At 60.1% G+C, this 21,708-nt stretch carries 20 protein-coding genes; 9 read left to right on the top strand and 11 right to left on the bottom strand.

Annotated features, from left to right (window positions below):
- Nucleotide 1: 1 nt before the first annotated feature.
- The 3 genes from ACZ9DP_RS16080 to ACZ9DP_RS16070 form a co-directional block, all read right to left on the bottom strand.
- Nucleotides 2-1,138, bottom strand: a complete 1,137-nt coding sequence (locus tag ACZ9DP_RS16080; protein WP_194728259.1) for an efflux RND transporter periplasmic adaptor subunit — start codon at nt 1,136-1,138, stop codon at nt 2-4.
- A gap of 49 nt (nt 1,139-1,187) precedes the next feature.
- Nucleotides 1,188-1,793 (bottom strand): TetR/AcrR family transcriptional regulator, encoded by a 606-nt coding sequence (locus ACZ9DP_RS16075; RefSeq protein WP_476202882.1) that lies wholly within the window; start codon nt 1,791-1,793, stop codon nt 1,188-1,190.
- A gap of 145 nt (nt 1,794-1,938) precedes the next feature.
- A complete protein-coding gene (locus tag ACZ9DP_RS16070) occupies nt 1,939-2,370 on the bottom strand; it encodes an OsmC family protein (RefSeq protein WP_074069759.1) in 432 nt (143 codons plus the stop codon).
- Nucleotides 2,371-2,664: 294 nt separating this feature from the next.
- Here ACZ9DP_RS16070 and ACZ9DP_RS16065 point away from each other — a divergent pair, with 294 nt between their 5' ends.
- The 4 genes from ACZ9DP_RS16065 to ACZ9DP_RS16050 all read left to right on the top strand — a co-directional run bounded on the left by ACZ9DP_RS16065 (nt 2,665) and on the right by ACZ9DP_RS16050 (nt 5,999).
- Nucleotides 2,665-3,423 carry a FadR/GntR family transcriptional regulator gene (locus tag ACZ9DP_RS16065; RefSeq protein ID WP_476202881.1) on the top strand — a complete coding sequence of 253 codons (759 nt, stop codon included), beginning with the start codon at nt 2,665-2,667 and terminating at the stop codon, nt 3,421-3,423.
- A 56-nt stretch (nt 3,424-3,479) separates the two neighbouring features.
- Nucleotides 3,480-4,628: a galactonate dehydratase gene (dgoD, locus tag ACZ9DP_RS16060; RefSeq protein WP_074069761.1), complete on the top strand. Its 1,149-nt coding sequence runs from the start codon at nt 3,480-3,482 to the stop codon at nt 4,626-4,628.
- Nucleotides 4,629-4,728: 100 nt separating this feature from the next.
- Nucleotides 4,729-5,127 carry a DoxX family protein gene (locus ACZ9DP_RS16055; protein WP_022715982.1) on the top strand — a complete coding sequence of 133 codons (399 nt, stop codon included), beginning with the start codon at nt 4,729-4,731 and terminating at the stop codon, nt 5,125-5,127.
- A gap of 92 nt (nt 5,128-5,219) precedes the next feature.
- Nucleotides 5,220-5,999, top strand: coding sequence for an SDR family oxidoreductase (locus ACZ9DP_RS16050; protein WP_022715983.1), 780 nt, complete (start codon nt 5,220-5,222; stop codon nt 5,997-5,999).
- Nucleotides 6,000-6,001: 2 nt separating this feature from the next.
- Here ACZ9DP_RS16050 and ACZ9DP_RS16045 read toward each other — a convergent pair whose 3' ends face one another.
- Both ACZ9DP_RS16045 and ACZ9DP_RS16040 read right to left on the bottom strand, forming a co-directional pair.
- On the bottom strand, nt 6,002-7,219 hold the full coding sequence (locus ACZ9DP_RS16045; protein ID WP_239596809.1) for an adenylate/guanylate cyclase domain-containing protein: 1,218 nt from the start codon (nt 7,217-7,219) through the stop codon (nt 6,002-6,004).
- A gap of 60 nt (nt 7,220-7,279) precedes the next feature.
- A complete protein-coding gene (locus ACZ9DP_RS16040; protein WP_239596807.1) occupies nt 7,280-8,302 on the bottom strand; it encodes a LacI family DNA-binding transcriptional regulator in 1,023 nt (340 codons plus the stop codon).
- 92 nt (nt 8,303-8,394) lie between these two features.
- On the opposite strand from ACZ9DP_RS16040, the gene ACZ9DP_RS16035 reads away from it, so the two are divergent.
- The 4 genes from ACZ9DP_RS16035 (at nt 8,395) to ACZ9DP_RS16020 (ending at nt 13,906) form a co-directional block, all read left to right on the top strand.
- Complete coding sequence (locus tag ACZ9DP_RS16035; RefSeq protein ID WP_476202880.1) at nt 8,395-9,582, top strand: phytanoyl-CoA dioxygenase family protein; 1,188 nt, start codon at nt 8,395-8,397, stop codon at nt 9,580-9,582.
- A gap of 196 nt (nt 9,583-9,778) precedes the next feature.
- Nucleotides 9,779-10,600, top strand: a complete 822-nt coding sequence (locus ACZ9DP_RS16030; RefSeq protein WP_476202879.1) for an SDR family oxidoreductase — start codon at nt 9,779-9,781, stop codon at nt 10,598-10,600.
- A 100-nt stretch (nt 10,601-10,700) separates the two neighbouring features.
- Nucleotides 10,701-11,612: an SMP-30/gluconolactonase/LRE family protein gene (locus ACZ9DP_RS16025; RefSeq protein WP_476202878.1), complete on the top strand. Its 912-nt coding sequence runs from the start codon at nt 10,701-10,703 to the stop codon at nt 11,610-11,612.
- A gap of 50 nt (nt 11,613-11,662) precedes the next feature.
- Nucleotides 11,663-13,906: a glycoside hydrolase family 2 protein gene (locus ACZ9DP_RS16020; protein ID WP_476202877.1), complete on the top strand. Its 2,244-nt coding sequence runs from the start codon at nt 11,663-11,665 to the stop codon at nt 13,904-13,906.
- Between the two features lie 6 nt (nt 13,907-13,912).
- Here the strand turns inward: ACZ9DP_RS16020 and ACZ9DP_RS16015 are convergent, their stop codons facing one another.
- From ACZ9DP_RS16015 to ACZ9DP_RS15995, 5 genes are all read right to left on the bottom strand, one after another.
- Complete coding sequence (locus tag ACZ9DP_RS16015; protein ID WP_476202876.1) at nt 13,913-15,028, bottom strand: ABC transporter ATP-binding protein; 1,116 nt, start codon at nt 15,026-15,028, stop codon at nt 13,913-13,915.
- 4 nt (nt 15,029-15,032) lie between these two features.
- On the bottom strand, nt 15,033-15,914 hold the full coding sequence (locus ACZ9DP_RS16010; protein ID WP_239596795.1) for a carbohydrate ABC transporter permease: 882 nt from the start codon (nt 15,912-15,914) through the stop codon (nt 15,033-15,035).
- Nucleotides 15,911-16,792, bottom strand: a complete 882-nt coding sequence (locus tag ACZ9DP_RS16005) for a carbohydrate ABC transporter permease (protein WP_476202875.1) — start codon at nt 16,790-16,792, stop codon at nt 15,911-15,913. Before ACZ9DP_RS16005 ends, ACZ9DP_RS16010 begins: the two co-directional genes overlap by 4 nt.
- An 85-nt stretch (nt 16,793-16,877) precedes the next feature.
- Nucleotides 16,878-18,122 (bottom strand): ABC transporter substrate-binding protein, encoded by a 1,245-nt coding sequence (locus ACZ9DP_RS16000; protein ID WP_372413973.1) that lies wholly within the window; start codon nt 18,120-18,122, stop codon nt 16,878-16,880.
- Nucleotides 18,123-18,348: 226 nt separating this feature from the next.
- Entirely contained in the window at nt 18,349-19,137 is a 789-nt protein-coding gene (locus tag ACZ9DP_RS15995) for an endonuclease/exonuclease/phosphatase family protein (protein ID WP_194728271.1), read from the bottom strand.
- Nucleotides 19,138-19,202: 65 nt separating this feature from the next.
- Between ACZ9DP_RS15995 and ACZ9DP_RS15990 the strand changes: the two genes are divergently transcribed.
- The gene (locus ACZ9DP_RS15990; protein WP_194728272.1) at nt 19,203-20,174 is read left to right on the top strand and encodes a lysylphosphatidylglycerol synthase domain-containing protein; all 972 of its coding nucleotides are present in this window, start codon (nt 19,203-19,205) and stop codon (nt 20,172-20,174) included.
- Here ACZ9DP_RS15990 and ACZ9DP_RS15985 read toward each other — a convergent pair.
- Entirely contained in the window at nt 20,124-21,659 is a 1,536-nt protein-coding gene (locus ACZ9DP_RS15985) for a phospholipase D-like domain-containing protein (RefSeq protein WP_074069773.1), read from the bottom strand. The genes ACZ9DP_RS15990 and ACZ9DP_RS15985 overlap by 51 nt on opposite strands.
- Nucleotides 21,660-21,708: the final 49 nt, after the last annotated feature.

Below are 21,708 nucleotides of genomic sequence, written 5' to 3'. Positions count from 1 at the left end.
ATTATTGAACGGTGCCGGCGGGCTCAGCGGAAGCCGACTGATCGCCCGGCACCGAGACCTTCAGGTTCTCGGTCATGAACTGCGTTCCGGCAGCAACAACGAGATCCCCGCTCTTCAGGCCATCGGTGACGTTGACGCCGTCGCCGGTGAAATCACCGACGTGGATTTGGCGCGCGTGCACGGTTGCCGCGCCGCGGTCGACGACCCAGACGATCTTCTTCCCATCCTTCTCGGCAAGCGCGCTCAACGGCACCGCGACATAGGGATCGGAATTCGTAACATCCGCCTCGATCGTCGCCGTCATACCGAGCAGAACACGCTGATCATTTGGCAGGCTGACGCGGACGGAAAAGGTCCGGGACTGCTGATCGGCGCTGCCTGAAACTTCGCGCACCTTGCCGTCGAGCACCAGCTTGTCATCCGACCAGAAGGTTGCCTTCACCGTCTTGCCCGGCTTGAATTCGGCAATATCGTTTTCCGACACCGCGATCTGAACTTCCTTCTCGCCATCGATGGCAACGGCGACGACAGGCGCACCGGAGGCGATGACCTGACCCGTATCCGCACTGACTGCGGTCACGATGCCGTTCTGATCGGCCTTCAGATCCGTGTAACTTACCTGGTTCTTCGCCTGATCTAGAGATGAGATCGCAGCATCGCGCGTCGAAACAGCTTGGTCATAGGAAAGCGAAGCCTGCTCGAGCTGCGATTTCGGCGTGGCATTCTTGTCGAAGAGCTGCCCGGCACGCTTGTTGGCGAGATCTGCCGTCTGCACGCCCTTCTCGGCCGCCGCCAAGTTGGCTTCAGCCGTCTTCACCGCGAGCTGATAATCCGTGGAGTCGATGCGCGCGAGCACATCCCCAGGCTTCACCCGATCGCCGATATTGACGAGCCGCTCCGTGATCTTGCCCGCAACACGGAACCCGAGATTCATCTCGATGCGTGCTTTTACAGCCCCGGAATAGTCGAGGGCGCGCGTTTCGCCGGCCATGGCAATCTCCACGACCTTGACGGGGCGGACGATTTCCTTCGTCTCTGCCTTCTCCGCCTCGCTGCAGCCGGCAAGGCCGAGGCTGATGATGCCGACAAACGCGAAGCTGAAAACGGACGGCAGATTGCGTGTCTTGAGCGAAACCATCTTCGCACTCCTGATCGTTTCGTGTGTTTCTGACGGCCTGGCCATGCTGTTATTTCAATGCCTTGATCGAATACTCGATGAGTTCGTCAACCGTCGCGCGGTTGGTCTTGGCAAGACATTGCGCCACCATCTGCGGGTGGCAGAGCGTCACGGTGGCCGCACCGAAGCAGCGTGAAGCAACATCGGCATCTTGCTCGGCGAATTCCCCGGCTGCGATCCCTTCGCGGATCACGCCGGCGATCAGTTCATGAATGCTGTCGATATGGCGTTCGATGACATGCCAGTCGCGTTCGATTGCGACGACGACCATCTCGTGCACCTTCTGTTCATCAAGCATGGTGTCGAGCGTCATCTGATACTGGCCATACACAAATCGTCGCAGGCGCTCCGAGGCGTTGATCGGCAGGTGACAGATGTCGTAGGCCTGCTTGTAACTGGCAGCCAGCATGCGGCCGCAGATCGCCTGGTGGATTTCCACTTTCGAGGCGAAGAAGCGGTAGATATTGGCCGGCGACATGCCGAGGTCACGCGCCACATCGGCAACCGTCGTTTTGCCGTAGCCATAGTGGCGGAACAGCCGCTCTGCCGCATCCAGAATGCGCGTCACATTTTCCTGGCGGGTACTGTCCAGCATGTTTTCTGAGGTGTCATTCATGCGTTTTCAGAAGCCTTACTTACGACTGACGAATTTTGAATTTCGTCAGTCGTAAAACATCAGGCATCATTTGTCAAGATTCTGCCCCCGCCAAAAAAATGCCGCGGCATCGGCTCGCGGCATTTAAATTCAATCATTGCGGAAATCAGTCCAACTTGACGTCGAGTGTGATCGGCACGGCGGAAAGCGCCTTGGAAACCGGGCACCCCGCCTTCGCCTTGTTGGCGAGCTCAGTGAACGCCGCTTGGTCGGCGCCGGGAACCTTGCCGGTCAGCGACAAATGGATTGCGGTGATCGCGAAGCCACCTTCGACGCTCTCGAGCGTTACCTTTGCCGTAGTCTCCATGTCTTCGGCCGTAAGCCCCGCATCGCTGAGAATCAACGATAGCGCCATGGTGAAGCAGCCGGCATGAGCCGCGCCGATCAGTTCTTCCGGATTGGTGCCTGGAATACCTTCGAAGCGGCTCGAAAAACCATAGGGATACTCCTTCAACGCGCCGCTCTGTGTCGATATCCGTCCCTTGCCGTCCCTGAGGCCGCCGGACCATTGAGCCGAACCTGTACGATTGATCTGCATGCCGTCCTCCTGTTTCGATTGGACTCATCCGGAAAGGACTTGTGCCGCTTCCCGCCGCAGAGAGGCCAAAGCCTCCCCAAACGGCAATATAAGGCTCTATCCGCAGAAGACGACAGCTTGTCCCGAAGAAGACCTGCGGCCGCCTGACCGCGCGATAAATCATCATACCAGGAAATTGCCTTTGTATGATGATTGCAGTATAGGATTGTGCACATGCGCCGAGGAGGCGTCGCATAGCAAACCGAATTTCCAGTAGGATCCGGTTTGCTTCGCAGGCGAGAGGCGGAGAGGTCAGTGGGCTCCATCGAGCAGCAGGGTGAGGGCGAAAACCCGCGCGCCGAGCGCCGCCCGCGCGTGCGCCGAAACGTCACGGCCTCGATCGCGCAGGATATCTGTTCCGACCGTTATCCGGCAGGCCTGCCGCTGCCGCGCGAAAACGACCTCTGCGAAATCTACGGCGTCAGCCGCACCGTCGTTCGCGAATCCCTGAAAATCCTGGAATCCAAAGGCCTCGTGCGCGGCAAGCCGCGTATCGGCACGACCGTCTGTGACAAGGACGACTGGAACATCCTCGATGCCGATGTGCTCGAATGGATGGGACCGCATATCGAGGATTCCGACCTGCTCGGCTGCATCCTCGAAGCCCGGCGCACCATCGAGCCTGCGGCCGCCGAATACGCAGCCGCACGCGCAACGGCGCAGGAGATTGCCGATCTCGACAGCGCCTGGCGACAGATGCGCGATTGCGCCAACGATCCGGAAAGCTTCACCGATGCCGACATCATGTTCCATTCGGTGCTGCTAACCGCGAGCCACAACCAGGTGTTCCGGCGGCTTTCGAGCGCCATTCACGCTGCGGTGAAATATGCCCTGCACGCCTCGAATGTCGCGGTTAAAAACCGCGAGGACGCAGTTGCCGTTCACGGCGAACTGGTCGAGGCACTCAGGATGCGTGACCGTAAAAGGGCACGCGAATGCGCCAACCGGATGCTGGATCTTGCGGTGCGCGATCTTGCCGCCGTCAAGAAAGCGGCCAACAGAACCAAATCATGACTGAAAATGGCGGCCGAGCCCCGTAGAGCAACACGAGAAGAATGAGGCCTGAACCCATGAAGATCACGAAACTGACCACCTATATCGTTCCGCCGCGCTGGCTGTTTTTGAAGGTCGAGACCGATGAGGGCGTGGTCGGCTGGGGCGAGCCGGTGGTCGAGGGCCGGGCTCTGACCGTGGAAGCCTGCGTGCACGAGCTTGCCGACTACCTGATCGGCAAGGATCCATTCCTCATCGAGGACCACTGGAACGTCATGTATCGCGGCGGCTTCTACCGCGGCGGCGCCATCCACATGAGCGCGCTTTCCGGCATCGACCAGGCGCTCTGGGACATCAAGGGCAAGGCCCTTGGCCAGCCGATCCATTCGCTGCTCGGCGGCCAGGTGCGCGACCGGATCAAGGTCTACAGCTGGATCGGCGGCGACCGCCCGTCGGACGTCGCGCGCAACGCCAAGGAGGTCGTCGCGCGCGGCTTCAAGGCGATCAAGCTCAACGGCTGCGAGGAAATGCAGATCGTCGACACCAACGAGAAGGTCGAAAAGGCCGTCGAGACCATCGCCACCATCCGCGAGGCGATCGGCCCGCATATCGGCATCGGCGTCGATTTCCACGGCCGTGTCCACAAGCCGATGGCAAAGGTTCTGGCCAAGGAACTCGAGCCCTACAAGCTGATGTTCATCGAAGAGCCAGTGCTTTCCGAAAACAGGGAAGCGCTGAAGGAGATCGCCAATCATTGCTCCACGCCGATCGCGTTGGGCGAGCGGCTCTACTCGCGCTGGGATTTCAAGTCGGTGCTTTCCGACGGCTATGTCGACATCCTCCAACCGGACCTTTCGCATGCCGGCGGCATCACCGAGTGCCGCAAGATCGCGGCGATGGCGGAAGCCTATGATGTGGCGCTTGCCCCGCATTGCCCGCTCGGGCCGATCGCGCTTGCCGCATGCCTGCAGGTCGATGCGGTTTCCTACAACGCCTTCATCCAGGAACAGAGCCTCGGCATTCACTACAACCAGGGCAACGATATCCTCGACTACATCTCCAACAAGGACGTCTTCAAGTACGCCGACGGCTTTGTCAGCATTCCCCAAGGGCCGGGTCTCGGTGTCGAGGTCGATGAGGCCTATGTCATCGAGCGCGCCAAGCAGGGCCACCGCTGGCGCAATCCCATCTGGCGTCATGCCGACGGCAGCTTCGCCGAGTGGTGAGAACCAACAAGGGTCGCGTCGAGCGGCCCTTTTTGTTGCACCGTGTAGGAGGCAGCGCGCGCCATCCGTCATAGTGAAAGCTCACAGGAGGAGATTTCAAATGACCAGAGCAATCGCAGTGATCGTCGCACGCATTATCTTCAGCTTCATCTTCTTCATGGCGGCTGGCTTCAAGTTTGCCGACATGGGCGCCACGTCAACCTATATCGCCTCCGCCGGTTTTCCGATGGCCGGCTTCCTGGCATGGGTCGCGGCCTTCTTCGAGATGGCTTTGGCGCTAGCCTTGATAACAGGTGTCTTCTTTACGGAGGCAAGCCTGCTTGCCGGCACTTATGTCGTCTTCCTGGCATTCGCCTTTCATGGCCCGTCACGCTGGACGGATAACCAGGCGGAATTCGGCTTCTTTATCGACCACTTCAGCTTCCTCGCGGGACTTCTATTTGCCGCCGTGCACGGGCCGGAGAAGTGGGCGATCCGCCGCAGCCTGGTGAGGCTTTAGGGCCGCCAGCGAGATAACTTCGCCCCCGCGCCGGAACCATGCCCCCCATTCGAACATTGCCCTAACGCAAAACCGAACGAGGGATTGGGAAAATGGAACTTCAGGGAAGAACTGCACTGGTCACCGGCGCGGGTTCCGGCATCGGAAAGGCGACCGCTCTGAAGCTCGCCGCAGAAGGCGCCAGGGTTGCCGTTTTGAGCCGCACCGGCCGCGAGGCGAAACAAACCCGCGACGAAATCCGCTCCGCAGGCGGGGAGGCGATCTCGCTGACGGCCGACACCAGCGACGAGGGCCTGATGCGCGACGCAATTGCAACGCTTCTCGGCAAGTTCGGAGGCATCGACATCGTCGTTGCCAATGCCGGCATCAATGGCGTCTGGGCGCCGATCGACGACCTGAAGCCGGAGGAGTGGGACAAGACCATGGCCGTCAACCTGCGCGGTACCTACCTCACCCTCCATCTCACCGTCCCGCATATGAAATCGAACGGCGGCTCCATCATCGTCGTCTCCTCGATCAACGGCACGCGGACCTTCACGACGCCTGGCGCGACCGCCTATACCGTCACGAAGGCCGGCCAGGTGGCGATGGTGCAGCAGCTGGCACTGGAACTCGGCAAGCACGGAATCCGCGTCAATGCCGTCTGCCCGGGCGCCATCGACACCAATATCAGCGACAATACCCGAAGCCGTCACCGCGAGGAGACGGAAATCCCGGTCGTCTGGCCGGAAGGCGAAATTCCGATCAGCGGCGGCGAGGCAGGGCATAGCGCGGATGTCGCCGAAGCCATCCTCTTTCTTGCGACAGAGCGCTCGCGTCACATCACCGGCACACCGATCTGGATCGATGGCGGCCAAGGCCTGCTGCGCTAGGGTCAGCCGCCGAGCCGCGCAGTTTCCAGCGTGTAAAGCTGCTGCGGCCGCTTGACGCCGCGCAGCGCATAACGGCCGATGCAGGCGAGGCCGCTGCGCTGAGCCTCAGGAATAGCAGCTGCAAAATCCGATGACATCAGTACGTTGAGATCGACCGACCGGCATATCGACGCGATGCGGCTGACCTCGTTGACCGCCGGACCAATGACCGTGAAGTCCAGCCGTTCCTGGCTGCCGATATTGCCGTAGAAGACATCGCCGATATGCAGGCCGAGATAGACGTCGGTCGTCGGCCTGCCATCGGCGGCGCGCTCTTGATTGAGCGTCGAAAGCCTCTTGCGCAACAGACCTTCGGCACGCAATGCCGCGCGGCACGCTTCGGATTGCTCCTCATCCTTGAAAATCGCAAGCACACCGTCGCCGATGAGCTTCAACACGTCGCCACCTGCCTCATGGATCGCGGAAATCACCACTTCGCTATATGCGTTGAGCAGCGGCAGAATTTCTTCCGGCGGCGCGCTATCCGATATCTTGGTGTAATTCAGAAGATCCGAAAACCAGAGTGCCGCCGAAATTCGCTCGGACTTGCCGCGCGTGATCTTGCCCTCCAGCACCTGCTTCGCTGCATCCTCGCCTAGATAGACCTCGGCGATCGTCCGCGCGATGCGGCCGAGCGCGATGCACTTGATTGCCAGCGCCAGGACCGGCACCAGCTTGCGCAGGATGGCAAGGTCGTGGTCGCAAAAGCCTTGCGGATGCCGGGTCGTAAAATGCGAGAAAAAGCAATCCATCTCGCCGATCGTACCAGCTTTGGCGAAGCGATGTACCATGGCGACGAAATCGGTGTGGCCCGCTTCGGCCATCTCGTCGAGCATGACGAAATCCGTCGGGTCGCCGAAGCCGATGCGGCGGCGCACCTCGCTCTCTTTGCCGGACCAGAGATAGTAGAAGGCCGAACGTTGCCAGTTATCCCGCGCACTGCCTTCGCCGGTCGGACCGTATTCGAATTCGGTCTCTATATCCTCCTGGCTGTCCCACCGGAAGGCACGGCCCTCATGCACCGGGTGCAGTGTATCCATAAGCGCCATGCCGCGATCGAGCGGCAGGCCGAATTCGCGGCAGGAAATGCAAAAGCCGGTCAGCAGCTCGACTTCGGAGGCACCCTTCAGTCCCTGTTCCGTCAGCCATGCGGCCACCGTTCCGACGTCGCTATATTCCATGTCGCCGATCCTCACTGTTGAAACCTGTACCCCGATTTCGCCGGCAAGGGAAAGACAAACTCAGCCGGGTACGGGCATATTGTAAGGTGTTACGATTTCGACGGTCGACAGCGAAGGCGCCGCGGGATGGCCCGAAAGCTGGCGGCCGATGATGGTCCGGAAGGCAGAGCGGGCGTCCATGCGCAAGTCGTGATGCAGCACGAAGCCGATCTTATGCGCAGCAAGCAGAGCCCGGTTATCGGCATCGAGATCATGAGCGACGAAGATCAGGATCCGCCGCTGCATCGCCTCGAAGGCCGCCAGAACCGCCTTGTTACCGCCGCCGATCGAATAGACGGCATTGATCGCCGGATCGTCTGCGATGGCGCGTGCCGTCTGCGTACCGGTCGCCGCATCGGTTCCGTGTCCCTCGCTGATTTCTGTAATGCCGATCTGCGGATAGCGGTCCCGGATGAGGCGGCGAAAGCCGATTTCCCGCTCTTCTTCGCCACGAAAGCGGCCGCTCGACAACGTCACCAGCACCTGGCCGGGGGCGCCGGAAAAGCGCTCGCCAATCAGATAGGCAGCCGTCTCTCCCGCTGCCCGGTTGTCCGCGCCCGCGTAAGCGGCGCGCAGCGAATTCGGCAGGTCCGTCACCAATGTGACAACGGGAATGCCCGCTTCGTCCGCGCGCGCTACGGCCGCGACGATCTCGGGGACATCGGGCGCCTTCAGCACGATCCCATGCGTTCCGCGAAGCCGAATGCGGTCGAGAAGCAGGACCAGCTCGGCCGGCTTCATCACCTCGGCAAAATGGAAGCGGCAGCGGAAAACCGTCGGCAGGAACGTCGCAACCTCGGCCTCGAACGCCGCCCGCACGGCAGTGCTGAAACGGTCCGGCGTCTCCATGACGATATCGATCGCGAACTTTCGTCCCGCGGTCTCCGCGCCGGTCTGCTGCTTCTCGAGTTCAACGATGGCAGCCCTGACACGCATCTCGGTCTGGCGCCGTACGCCGCCTCGTCCATTCAAGACGCGATCGACCGTTGCGGTGCTCAACCCCGCTTGAAAGGCAATATCCTTGACGAGGAATATATGCGCCATGCCCATACTGATGGTTTTTTGATGGATTTCTGATCTATAACACGCTCATCCTCGGCGTATAGTGCCATCATCAGAGATGGAGGAGCCGCCTGATGAAAACCGATAACCCACAGAAACTCCGTGCCGATCGCGTCTGGCTGACCGAGGATGCCTGCGATCTCGGCGATTTTCGTGCACTCGCCGAGAAGACCACGTTGCTCGCCGACTATCCGACGGCCGACAGGATCGACAAGAACGTGCTGATCTACGAGAGCCGCAAGGTTACCGCCGCGATCGCCGATCCGCATGGCCGCCGCGCCGTTCTCGCCGAGATATGCGAAGCTTTCGGCGAAGGTCCGGGCGTGGTCGTCTTCAAGCACGCCTATGAGGACACGAGCGTTATTGATCGGGCCAGCAGGATCTTCGATGACCTTATCGAGGGGCAGCATCGCACCTCGACCGGCGGCGGCGACCATTTCGCCAAGCCCGGCGCCAATGACCGCATCTGGAATTCGCTGGAAAAGCATTGCCTCGCTGATCCGGCAAATTTCGCTAAATATTACGGCAATGCCATTGTCGCCATCGCCAGCGAAGCCTGGCTCGGACCGTGCTACCAGATGACGGCCCAGGTCAACCGCGTAAACCCGGGCGGTGCAGCGCAATCCGCCCACCGCGACTACCACCTCGGCTTCCAGGCTTCGAAAGTAATCGAGCAGTTCCCGGCGCATGTGCACCGGCTTTCTCCAGTCCTGACGTTGCAGGGCGCGGTCGCGCATTGCGACATGCCGCTCGAAAGCGGGCCGACGCTCTTCCTGCCACACAGCCAGACCTATGTACCCGGCTACCTCGCGTTGAAACGGCAGGAGTTCAAGGACTATTTCGAGGAAAACCACGTCCAGCTGCCGCTCGAAAAGGGCGATGTGGTCTTCTTCAATCCCGCCCTTTTCCATGCCGCCGGCACCAACCGCTCGGCAAATATCAGGCGTGTCGCCAATCTTCTGCAGGTGTCGTCCGCCTTCGGCCGCGCGATGGAAACGGTAAACCGTGAACGGATGAGCGCGAAGTTGTTCCCGGCTCTAAAGGCGCTGAAGGGCAGGCTCTCCGACGCAGAAATCGCGAATGCCGTCGCCGCTTGCGCCGAGGGATACTCCTTCCCCACCAATCTTGACCGCGACCCGCCCCTCGGCGGCCTTGCCCCGAAGACGCAATCGCAGCTCATGCATGAGGCGTTGAGGCAAGGCTGGAGCGACCAGGCATTGGTGACGGCGCTGGCCGAACAGGCGGAGAGGAAGTTGAGCTAGGGAGGTTAGGCTGGAGCAAGCCGACCCTTCATCCGATCCTCCGGGCAAACCATCGCCGCCACACGTTTCTTCTGCCCACCGAGGAGAAGGTGCCGGCAGACGGATGAGGGGCGAGCGTCCGCACTGACAGCAAACGAGCCCTCGCCCAACGGGGGGCCATTCGCATATCATCGCCACACATCAAGGGAGGAACCATATGACCACCGACCATGGCCGTCTCGACGGCAAGATCGCGATCGTCACCGGCGGCACGCAGGGGCTCGGCGCGACGATCGCCCGGCTCTTTGCGGAACGCGGCGCAAAAGGCATCGTTATCTGCGGCCGCAATGAACAGAAGGGCAAGGCGAAAGCGGAGGAGATCTCGTCGAGAACCGGCTCCAAGGTCGTCTATGTCAAAGCCGATCTCGGCAAGGTCGAGGACGCGCGCAATGTCGTCCATGTCTGCGACCAGACCTTCGGCCGCGTCGATGCGCTGGTGAACGCAGCGGCGATTACCGATCGCGGAACGGTCCTCGATACAAGCCCGGAACTCTTCGACGCCATGTTCGCCGTCAATGTCCGCGCGCCATTCTTTCTGATGCAGGAAACCGTCAAGGTCATGCGTCGCGAGAAAATCGAGGGCACGATCGTCAATATCGGCTCGATGTCTGCCAAGGCCGGCCAGCCCTTTATCGCCGCCTATTGCGCATCGAAGGGTGCGCTGGAAACATTGACGAAGAACACGGCCTATGCGCTGCTTCGAAACCATATCCGCGTCAACGGTCTCAATATCGGCTGGATGGCGTCTGAGGGCGAGGACCGCATCCAGAGAGAATATCACGACGCGTCCGACGACTGGCTGGCGAAGGCCGCGGCAAGCCAGCCCTTCGGCCGCCTCGTCGATCCGGAAGAAGTTGCCCGCGCCTGCGCCTATCTCTCGTCTGCCGAATCCGGCCTGATGACTGGCTCGGTCATCTGCTTCGACCAGTCGATATGGGGCGCATATGACGGATCACCGCATCCGGCGGCAGCCCTTTGAAAAATCGCCAGAGCCCGGCGCATTTGCCGCACCGGGCTCTGGCACGCATCGCCGTTTATGTTTACGAAGAACGCATATCGCTTTGGGGAGGAGCCAATCAGTGTCGGAAGATATCCTCTATGAGATTCGCGACGACCGCTTCCGCAGCCTGATTGCAGGAAGCGCCAGGCTGGAGGAACTTTATACCGGCTGCCGCTGGGCGGAAGGCCCTGTCTGGTTCTCTGATCTCAATTGCCTGATCTGGAGCGATATACCGAACGAGCGCATGCTGCGCTGGGTGCCGGATGGCGGCGTCTCGGTCTTCCGTTCGCCATCGAATTACGTCAACGGCAACACCCGTGATCGTCAGGGGCGCCTGATCTCCTGCGAACACGGCGGCCGTCGCGTCACGCGTACGGAGCCCGACGGCAAGATCACGGTGCTGGCCGACAGCTATCAGGGCAAGCGTCTCAACTCGCCAAACGACGTCGTCGTCGCATCCGACGGCTCGATCTGGTTCACGGACCCGAGCTACGGCATCAAATCGGACTACGAGGGCCACAAGGCGGAGCCGGAACAGGAGACGCGCAACGTCTACCGCATCGACGCGCAGAGCGGCGTCGTCGAAGCGGTGGTTACCGACTTCATCCAGCCGAACGGCCTTGCTTTCACTTCCGACGAAAAGCAGCTCTACATTGCCGATTCGGGCTCTGCCGATCATGACGTGCCGCGCCATATCCGCGCCTTCGACGTCATCGACGGCAAGAAGCTCGCCAATAGCCGTTATTTCTGCTCAATCGACAACGGCATACCGGATGGCTTCCGCTTCGACATCAGCGGAAATCTCTGGAGCAGCGCCGCCGATGGCGTGCATTGCTTCGCCCCGGACGGTACCTTGCTCGGCAAGATCAAGGTGCCGCAGACCGTCTCCAACGTCACCTTCGGCGGCCAGAAGAAAAACCGCCTGTTTATCACCGCAACACAGTCGCTTTATTCAATCTACACGACGACGAATGGCGCACAATATCCATAAGCGGCTTTGCCGGCCGCGCCAATCAGACATGCTTTAAAGAGGAGTCCGGGATGCGGTCCGTCGTCTCGTTCAATGAATCCTGGAGTTTCCACGAAGGCTTCGGCCAGCAGCTTCTCGACGCTTTCGACGGCACGACAAGCGTCAGCCTGCCGCACACCGCCGTCGAGCTGCCATTCAACTATTTCGACGAGAAGATCTATCAGCGCGCCTTTACTTATCAGAAAGTCTTGCGCTGGCTGCCCGAATTCGAAGGCCGCGAAGTATCGATCGTCTTCGATGGCGCCATGGCCGATAGCGTCGTCTATCTGAACGGCGAAGAGATCATCGCTCATAAGGACGGCTACACGCCCTTCGAGGCCCGCCTCACCGGCAAGCTTGTTAAGGGCGACAACCTGATCACCGTGAAGATTGACGGCAGCGAGAACCCCGCAATCCCGCCCTTCGGCGGCCGTATCGATTACCTCACTTATGCCGGCATCTATCGCGATGCCTGGCTTAAAGTCACCGGCGCGGTTTCGATCCGCAACCTCAAGATCGAAACCGCAAATGTACTCTCCGACGTCAAATCCGTTCGCGTCCGCTGCGATCTCGCCAACCCGCAAAATGCCGCCTTTCTTGGCACCGTTACGGCTTCGCTGAAGGACACATCCGGCACCGTCATCGCGACCGCGAGCGGCGATACGACGGGCGAAGACGTGACGCTTTCCTTCGAAAGCCTTAGGGACATTTCGCTTTGGGACATTTCCAGCCCCGCGCGCTATGAAATCACCGTCGACCTGAAAACCAGCCACGGCTCGGATCGGCTGTCGTCGCATTTCGGCTTCCGCACCGCCGAGTTCACGCCGGATGGTTTTCTGCTCAACGGCAAGCCGCTGAAACTGCGCGGCCTGAACCGCCACCAGGCATTTCCTTATGTCGGCTACGCGGCCGGGCGCTCGGCGCAGGAGCGTGATGCCGATATCATGAAATCGGTGCTGAAGTGCAATATCGTCCGCACCTCGCACTATCCGCAGTCGAAATGGTTCTTGGACCAGTGCGACCGCATCGGTCTGCTGGTTTTCGAGGAGATCCCCGGCTGGCAGCATATCGGCGACGTGGAATGGCAGCAGGAGTCGATCCGCAACGTCCGCCGCATGATCGAACGCGACTGGAACCACCCGTCGATCGTCATCTGGGGCGTGCGCATCAACGAATCGCAGGATAGCCACGACTTCTACGCCGAAACCAACCGGCTCGCTCGCGAGCTCGACCCGACCCGCAAGACCGGCGGCGTGCGCTACATCACGGAAAGCGAGTTGCTCGAAGACGTCTACACGATGAACGATTTCATCCTCGGCAACGAAGAACTGCCCGGCGCCAATCGCCCACGCACGGCGCTTCGCAGCCAGCAGGAAAACACCGGTCTTGATCGCAAGGTGCCGTACCTCATTACCGAGTTCAATGGCCACATGCATCCGACCAAGATCTACGATCAGGAAGCGCGCCAGGCAGAGCATGTGCGTCGTCACCTTGAGGTGCTGAACGCCGCCTACGGCGATCCGGAAATAGCCGGCGCGATCGGCTGGTGCATGTTCGACTACAACACCCATAAGGATTTCGGCTCCGGGGATCGCATCTGCTATCACGGTGTGCTCGACATGTTCCGCGAGCCGAAATTCGCCGCCTATGCCTATTCCAGCCAGTGCGATCCGTCTGACGAGATCGTCATGAAGCCGGTGACCTTCTGGGCGCGCGGGGAGCGCAACATCGGCGGCGTTCTGCCTCTGATCATTCTTACGAACTGCGATGAGGTCGAGCTGAAATACGGCTCGATCACCAAGCGCATCGGTCCGGATCGTGAAAATTTCTCGCACCTACCCCACCCGCCCGTCGTGCTGGACCATCGGCATTTCACGGCCGATGAGCTTGGCACGTGGGGTTTTGAGTGGCTCGACGGCGAGTTTACGGGTTATATCGACAGCCAGCCCGTAGCCAGATTGCGGCTTGCTGCCGATCCGCTGCCGACGACGCTCGACGTGGTGGCCGACAGCGGATCGCTGAAAGCCCGCGAGCGCGACACGACGCGCGTCATCATTCGCGTGATAGACCAATATGGCCAGCGACTTGCCTTTCTGCATGACAGCGTGACACTGCGCGTCGATGGTCCGGCCAAGATCGTCGGCCCCTCCACTATTCCGCTGCAGGGCGGCACGGCTGGTTTCTGGCTGGAAGCAACCGGACTCACCGGCAACATTACGGTCGAGGCAGTCTCGTCCCGCTTTGCACCTGTCACCCTGCATGTAACGGCCGTCTGACGGACGCTATGCGATCCGGAGCTGGCTCTCCGGATCGAAGAACACCGCCTTGTCGAGATTGAAGGCAAGGCGCGTGCTCTGACCAGGCTGAATACCGGCATCGGCGCGCAGCCGCGCAATGACCGACTTGCCGCCGAGCTTCGTCACGGCGAAAGTGTCCGAGCCTGCGGGCTCGACCACCTCGATCGCACAGTCGCCTTCCGCCAGCGACTTTGCCTTGCGGTCGGCGCCGTCCGGATCGGTCAGCGCTTCCGGGCGAATGCCGAAGATCACCTTCTTGCCGGCATAGGAGGCGAGGCTCTTGCTTGCGGCCGGAACCGGCAGCTTTAAGGCTTCGGCGTTCGGCCGGTCGAGTGAAACCTGCAGGCCGCCGGCGCTGTTTTCCAGCGTCGCGTTGAGGAGATTCATCGCCGGCGATCCCATGAAGTCGGCAACGAAGATATTGGACGGGCTATTGTAGATTTCGGCGGGTGTGCCGAACTGCTGCAGCACGCCATCCTTCAGTACGGCGATCTTGGTTGCCAGCGTCATCGCCTCGATCTGGTCGTGCGTGACATAGACGATCGTCGTTTTCATACGCTGATGCAGGCGCTTGATCTCGGTGCGCATATCGACGCGCAGCTTCGCATCGAGGTTCGACAGCGGCTCGTCGAAGAGAAAGACCTGCGGATTGCGCACGAGCGCACGGCCCATCGCAACGCGCTGGCGCTGACCGCCCGAAAGCTGGCTTGGCTTGCGGTCGAGCAGATGGCCGATCTGCAGCATGTCGGCCACTTCCTTGATCGCCTTTTCGCGCTCATCCTTCGGCACTTTGCGGATTTCCATGCCGAAGGCGATATTCCCCGCGACCGTCATATTCGGATAGAGCGCGTAGGATTGGAACACCATAGCAATGTCGCGCTGAGACGGTGCCAATCCCTCGACCGAGCGGCCGTTGATCTCGATGTCGCCGGACGTGATCGGCTCAAGACCGGCGATCGTATTGAGAAGCGTGGACTTGCCGCAACCGGACGGGCCGACGAGCACCAGGAAACCTCCCTTCTCGATCTCTATATTGATGTCCTTCAGGATCTCGAGCGAACCGTAGGATTTGCGCAGGTTGGAGATTTTGAGAAACGGCATGAGGCTATCCCTTGACTGCGCCGGACATCAGGCCACGCACGAAATAGCGGCCGGAGACGATGTAGACGACAAGTGTCGGCATGGCGGCGAGGATCGCGCCTGCGAAGTGAACATTGTATTCCTTAACGCCGGTGGATGACGACACGAGGTTGTTGAGAGCCACCGTCATCGGCGTTGAATACGGTCCGGAAAACGACGCGCCGAACAGGAAGTCGTTCCAGATATTGGTGAACTGCCAGATGACGGATACCACAATGATCGGCGCCGAAGACGGCAGCAGGATGCGCCGGAAGATTTGGAAGAAGCTCGCTCCGTCGATCTGCGCCGCGCGCACCAGCTCGGTCGGAAATGCCTCGTAATAGTTGCGGAAATAGAGCGTCGTGAAGCCGAGGCCGTAGATCACATGAACGAAGATCAGGCCCCAGATCGAGCCCGCAAGACCCAGTGTGCCGAGGATGCGCGCCATCGGGATAAGCACGATCTGAAACGGGATAAAGCAGGAAAGCAGCAGCATCCCGAAGAAGATGTTCGATCCTGGAAAGCGCCATTTGGTGAGCACATAGCCGTTCAGCGCACCCATGATCGTGGAGATCGCGACCGCCGGTATGACCATGAGGATCGAATTGATGAAGAAGGGTCTGAGGCCCGTCGGCTGTACGCCGACCTGCGCCGTCGACCAGGCGGATATCCAAGGCTCGACGGTCCAAACCTGCGGCAGGTTCAGCATGCCGCCCTGGCGGATTTCCTCCAGCGGCTTAAAGGAATTGACGAGCATCACGTAGAGCGGCAGCAGGTAATAGACGACGAAGAGGATCAGCGCCGCGTAGATCAGCGCTCGGGTCAGCCTGTCATGGGACATCGCGTTCTGCGGATTGGGTGCGCTCATCTGCTGTTGCCCCCGCGAACTTCCGAATAGAGATAGGGAATGATGATAGAGAAGATCATCGCCAGCATGATGATCGCCGAAGACGCGCCGATACCCATCGAATTGCGGGTGAAGGTGTAGGAATACATGAAGGTCGCGGGCAGCTCCGTCGCCTGCCCCGGCCCTCCGCCAGTCAGGGCCACGATCAGGTCGTAGGCCTTGATCGCAAGATGCGCGAGCACGACGAAAGCCGAAAGAAACACCGGCCGCATCAGCGGAATGATGATCCGTCGGTAGATCGTCACCGGCGAGGCGCCATCCACTTGCGCCGCCTTGATCATCTCGTTGTCGACACCGCGAAGGCCGGCGAGGAACATCGCCATGACGAAGCCGGACGACTGCCAGACGGCAGCAATGACGACGCAGTAGATCGCGTAATTTCGATCCTTGATCCAGGTGAAGGAGAAGCTCTCCCAACCCCAGAGATGCATGGTGTTTTCAAGTCCGATGCCGGGATCGAGGAACCATTTCCAGGCCGTGCCGGTGACGATGAAGGAAAGCGCCATGGGATAGAGGTAGATCGGCCGGATAAAGCCTTCGCCGCGGATCTTCTGGTCGAGCAGGATCGCTAGGAACAGGCCAAGCACCGAACAGATGACGATGTAGAGCGAGGCGAAGATCGCGAGATTGCTGATCGCCCGCCACCAGTGCGGCAGCGCCCAGAGCCTCTCGTAGTTGATAAGCCCGACGAGATTGTAGGAAGGCAGCATCTTGCTGTCGGTCAGCGAAAGATAGCCGGTATAAGCGATGAAGCCATAGACGAAGATCAGGACGATGACGAAGCTCGGCGCGAGCACCAGTCTCGGCAATATATCCTGCAATCGGTTGCGACTGTTCATGGTCGGGCATCACCGTCGATACGTCTGTCTGGAAGAGAGGCCCGGAGCGTTGCCGTTCCGGGCCGTGAGGATCTGCTAATGCCGGTTACTTCGCAGCGGCAACGGCAGCGGCAAGTTCCTTGACAGCTTCGTCCGACGACAGTTCACCATTGAACTGACGGGTAACGACATCGTAGATCGCATTCTTCACAGCAGCCGGATTGGCATGGCCGTGAGCCATGGAGCCCATCAGCGTACCGTTGGTGTTGGCCTCGGCGAGATCCTTGATCGCCTTCTTGCCGCAGGCGTCGAAATCCGTGTCCGGAACGTCGGTACGAGCCGGAACAGAACCCTTGACGACGTTGAAGGCCGACTGGAAGGTCGGGCTTTCGATAGCCGAAGCCATCACAAGCTGGGCCGGAACCTTGTCGGCAGAAACCTTGAACATCGCGAACTGGTCGGAGTTGAAGGTCACCGAGCCCTGCGTGCCCGGGAAACGCATGCAGACGAAGTCCTTGCCTGGCTCCTGCTTGGCCTTCAGGAATTCACCCTTTGCCCAGTCGCCCATGAACTGCAGCCCTGCCTTGCCTTCGATGACCATGCCGGAAGCAAGGTTCCAGTCGCGGCCAGAGAAGTTGTCGTCAACATAGGTGCGGAGCTTGGTCATGCGATCGAAGGCTTCCTTCATCTTGTCGCTGCCGAGCGTTTCCGGATCAAGATCAATGAAGGCCTTCTTGTAGAAGTCGTTGCCGAGCGAAAGGACAACGGCGTCGAAGATAGTCGCATCCTGCCACGGCTGACCGCCGTGGCCGATCGGCGTAATACCCTGTGCCTTGAACTTGTCGAGAAGAGCGACCAGCTCATCCCAGTTTGCCGGCTCCTTGCCGCCGGCCTTATCGAGGGCCGCCTTGTTGATCCAGACCCAGTTGGTCGAGTGCACGTTGACCGGTGCGGCGATCCAATGGCCGTCATATTTGGAGAAGTTCTGCAGAGCGGTCGGAACGACCTTGTCCCAGCCTTCCTTGGAAGCAATATCGTCGAGGTTGCCGAGGGCACCTTCCTTGGCCCAGTCGAGAATGTCGAAACCGAGCATCTGGACAGCGGTCGGCGGGTTGCCGGAGGTAACACGGGCACGCAGCACGGTCATTGCTTCGGTGCCGCCGCCACCCGCCACCGGCATGTCGGTCCAGGAGATGTCTTTGGACTCGAGGTCCTTCTTCAGAACGTCGAGAGCCGCGGCTTCGCCGCCGGACGTCCACCAATGCAGGACTTCCACGTTCTCGGCCGCGTAGGCTGCCGTACCTGCCATCATCACGGCAGCAACGGCTGCCGAGCCCAAAAACTTGCGCATGATATTCCTCCCGTTCGCAAGTAAAGCGGCGAGACCCTCCTCGTCCGCCGATGTCTCCCGCAGTCGAAGCGGCAAACATGCCCCGCAACTCTCCCAGTCGCGGTTGATAATTTAAAGCGTTATAAAACGAGCGGCGTCAAGTCTTTCTCGACTCGTGAGAAAAATCGACCTTTATTGTATAAATTATTGAAAATATTTAACTTCGGCAGGCGCTTCCAGTGACCGCTTAAAACGAGATTTCCCTTCGCGTGATTGCCGCACCCGGCAATATGGTAGCCAGCAGCGGCAGGTGATCCGAGGCCCGGCGCACGAGCGGTGTCGCGGTGACCGTCGCAGATGTCACGCCAATCCCGTCCGATACGAAAATATGGTCGATCCGCAGGATCGGCAGCCGGGAGGGATAGGTCGGGCGGGGACGCCGCGCGGCGAGCAGCTGCGTATCGCGGAAATGCCGCGCCAGCATTTTGTAAGCCGGCGATGACGGGACAGCATTGAGATCGCCGCAGATGATCGCGGGAGCCGCCTGGAATTTCTGGCTTCCAATCCATTCCCTGCCGAGCAGCGTCGTCACCTGCCGCATCCGATCGATGCCGCGCAGGCCAAGATGCGTATTCAGCAAGTTCAGATGAATTCCAGCCATTTCGATCTGCACCCATATCGCCCCCCGCATCTCGCCTACGGAGGGTAACGGCCCGGCTTTCATCAACCGGGTCGGCATGGCTGTCAGGATGGCATCGCCGTACTGCTCCTCCTCGACATGCAGCGCCGGATGAAAGTGGGCCTGCATCTTCAAGAGCGAAGCGATCGCATGTGCCTGGTCGATACCGCCCGTGCGCTTGCGGCCGACATCCAGTTCCTGCAGCGCAATGATGTCCGCGCCGGTTTGCGCGATCACATCGGCGATGCGCGCTGGTTCGATCCGCCGGTCGGTGCCGATGCAGCTATGCACATTGTAGGTCAGGATTTTCAGCTCGCTGCCGGTCGATTCCGGCAGAACGGAGGAGAATGTGCTCATCCCGGGGGAACTTGCTTTCAGCCTGTTTCGTTCCATCTCCGGAACTCCAACGAAACGGGGCATTGATGTCCATCAAGCGCGTGCTTATCAATGTAGCTCTGGTTCTCTGCCTGATGCTTGCGGCCTATCTTCTCTACAGGGTCTTCAGCCGTTACACCTTGAGCGACGTCTTGGAATCGATCCGCACGATACCGGGAGCCCGCATTCTCGGAGGCCTCGGCTTTGCGGCCGCCTCCTACCTCTGCCTGACCGGCTTCGACTGGCTGGCGCTGCGCTACGCCGGCAGGCCGCTGAGCTATCCGAGGGCCGCCATTGCCTCGTTCACCAGCCTCTCGATCGGCCATAATCTTGGCTTTGCAGCGCTGAGCAGCGGCGCTGTGCGCTACCGCTTCTATTCTCGCTGGGGCTTGAATGCCGAAGAAGTTGCAAAGGTCATCCTGTTTTGCGGCGTGACCGTAGGCATCGGCCTTTCGGCCCTTGCGGGCATCGCCCTCATCATCAATCCGCAGGATGCCGCAAATCTCCTGAAACTCGGCCCGGCCAGTCTGTTCGCGCTTGGCTGCGCCTGTCTCAGTCTGCCCGTAGTCTATGTCATTCTGTCCGCCATCGTCCGCATGCCGCTGCATCTTTGGAAATGGTCGTTCGAAATGCCCCGCCTGAAGCTCGCATTGGGCCAGGTCGTCATCGGCACGGTGAATTTCATCTTCGTCGCAGCCTGCCTGCATCAGATGCTCGCCGTACAAGGCCAGGCGAGCTACGTGCAGACGGCCACGGCATACGTGCTCGCCAATATCGCTGTCCTCGTTACCCACGTGCCTGGCGGTCTAGGCGTCATCGAGGCCACGGTCAGCTATGTCCTGCCCGGCGCCGCCTCGATAGGGGCACTGGTGGCCTTCAGGGTGATTTATTTTCTGATTCCGCTGCTGATCGGCCTGCCGGTCTTCGCGATCAGCGAAGTCGTCATTCCGAAACCAAAGCAGATACCGTCAAAAGATCGCTCTCAACAGTCGGCTCATGCGCAGACGCAGCTTCTGTAGCGGCCGGTAAGGTCGCCGGGGGTCCACGAAAGCAGTTCCGATCATCGGCGATGTCTCGCCTTTCGCGATATCGATCGCAAAGTGGCGAAGGCCGCGCTTGCGGATGTTCAGCGCCTCTATGGCATTGAGCAAGGACCGCTTCGCCGTCTCCATTTCTTTGACAGCTTCGCTCGTCGCATCGAGATGCTCGGCAATCAGCCGGTGGCGAAACGACGTAATCGCCCGCCGGTGAGCAGCACTTTCCGCCTCGATCGCCAGGTCGCATTCCGTATCGAGTCCCTCCGAACGATTGTTGAGATTCGAAGAGCCGATGCGAATGAAACGGTCGTCGACGATGATAAGCTTCGAATGGATGCCAACCTCCTGCTCGCCCCCCTTCCCGTCCGGGACCACCGGGTACATCACGCGCAGCCGGTCATAGCGATCGATGCGCTTCAGCCTGCGGATCAGCCGGTCGCGGTTGTGGCCCATTGCCAGCTTTTCGATCAGTCCGTGTGAACTCTTCGTAACCAGAACAGCAATCTCCGGGCCATCTGCCTCCTTGAGGCGTTTCGCGATGACCCGCGCCACTCCGAAGGAGGCAAGATATTGGGTCTCGATATAGATGTATTTCCTTGCCGCATTAATGGCATCGCGCGTCAGCCGAAAGGCTTCAAACCGCCCGCGTTTGCCGATCCATCCTGGCTCGGTGAGTGCAATCGCCGCCGTCACATTCTCCATTTCCGGCGGGAGCGTATGCGGCCATGACACGCCGCCCTGCGGAGTTACTTCGACCAGCTTGCCGGTCGCCTGCTTCCACCGCCGGCGGCACACGTCGCCGATCAGCCGCGCAGCGCTGCCTGAGACCATCGACTGCATATCATGCACAGGATCGTATGGCACACCGTCCGGAGCCTTTCGAAGCGGATTGTCGGCCCGATGATCAGGCTCATCCCAGCGCCGGGCGGTCAAATCTACACCGCCGAGGAAACCGATGCTGTCATCGATGGAAACCAGTTTCTGATGGTGGCAGCCACGCAGAGGATGGCGCAGATCGAAACGCAGGCTGATCTGCGGATGTGTGGAGAAGCCGTTTTCCTTGAAAAGCTTCAAGGATTTGCCGGAATAGACCGGCCCCATGCCCCAGATCAAAATCCGGATCTGCAGCCATGGATTTTTATCGGCAAGCGCCAGCAGAAGTTCGCCGAGCGTTTCCGAGCTTTGATGTGGCCTCAGCCGGATATCGGGATTGAAATCCCAGCCGATGATCCAGATCGAATGTCTTGCCTGCCGCAGAACCTCATCAAGCGCTGCGAAATAGGCAGCGCCGTCAACCAGAAAAGCCGCCTTGTCCGCTTTGCCAGTTCGCCAGACGTTTCGTCCGTTGCGGATAATGCCGCCCGGAATGACCGGAAGAGCGGTACGGCGCCGGCGCGCGACCGTCGTGATATAATCAATTGCTTTGGCTGTCTTACGTTTATCGGATACGGCTCGAAAATCGGTCATTCGCTATCCAGCGCCCTTGAATTTTATGCGCTGGAAACGCCCGAAATAC

The sequence above is a fragment of the Rhizobium sp. USDA 4016 genome (assembly GCF_056279705.1).
The sequence above is the reverse complement of the archived record's forward strand: the minus strand, read 5'-3'. Positions and strand labels throughout refer to the sequence as shown.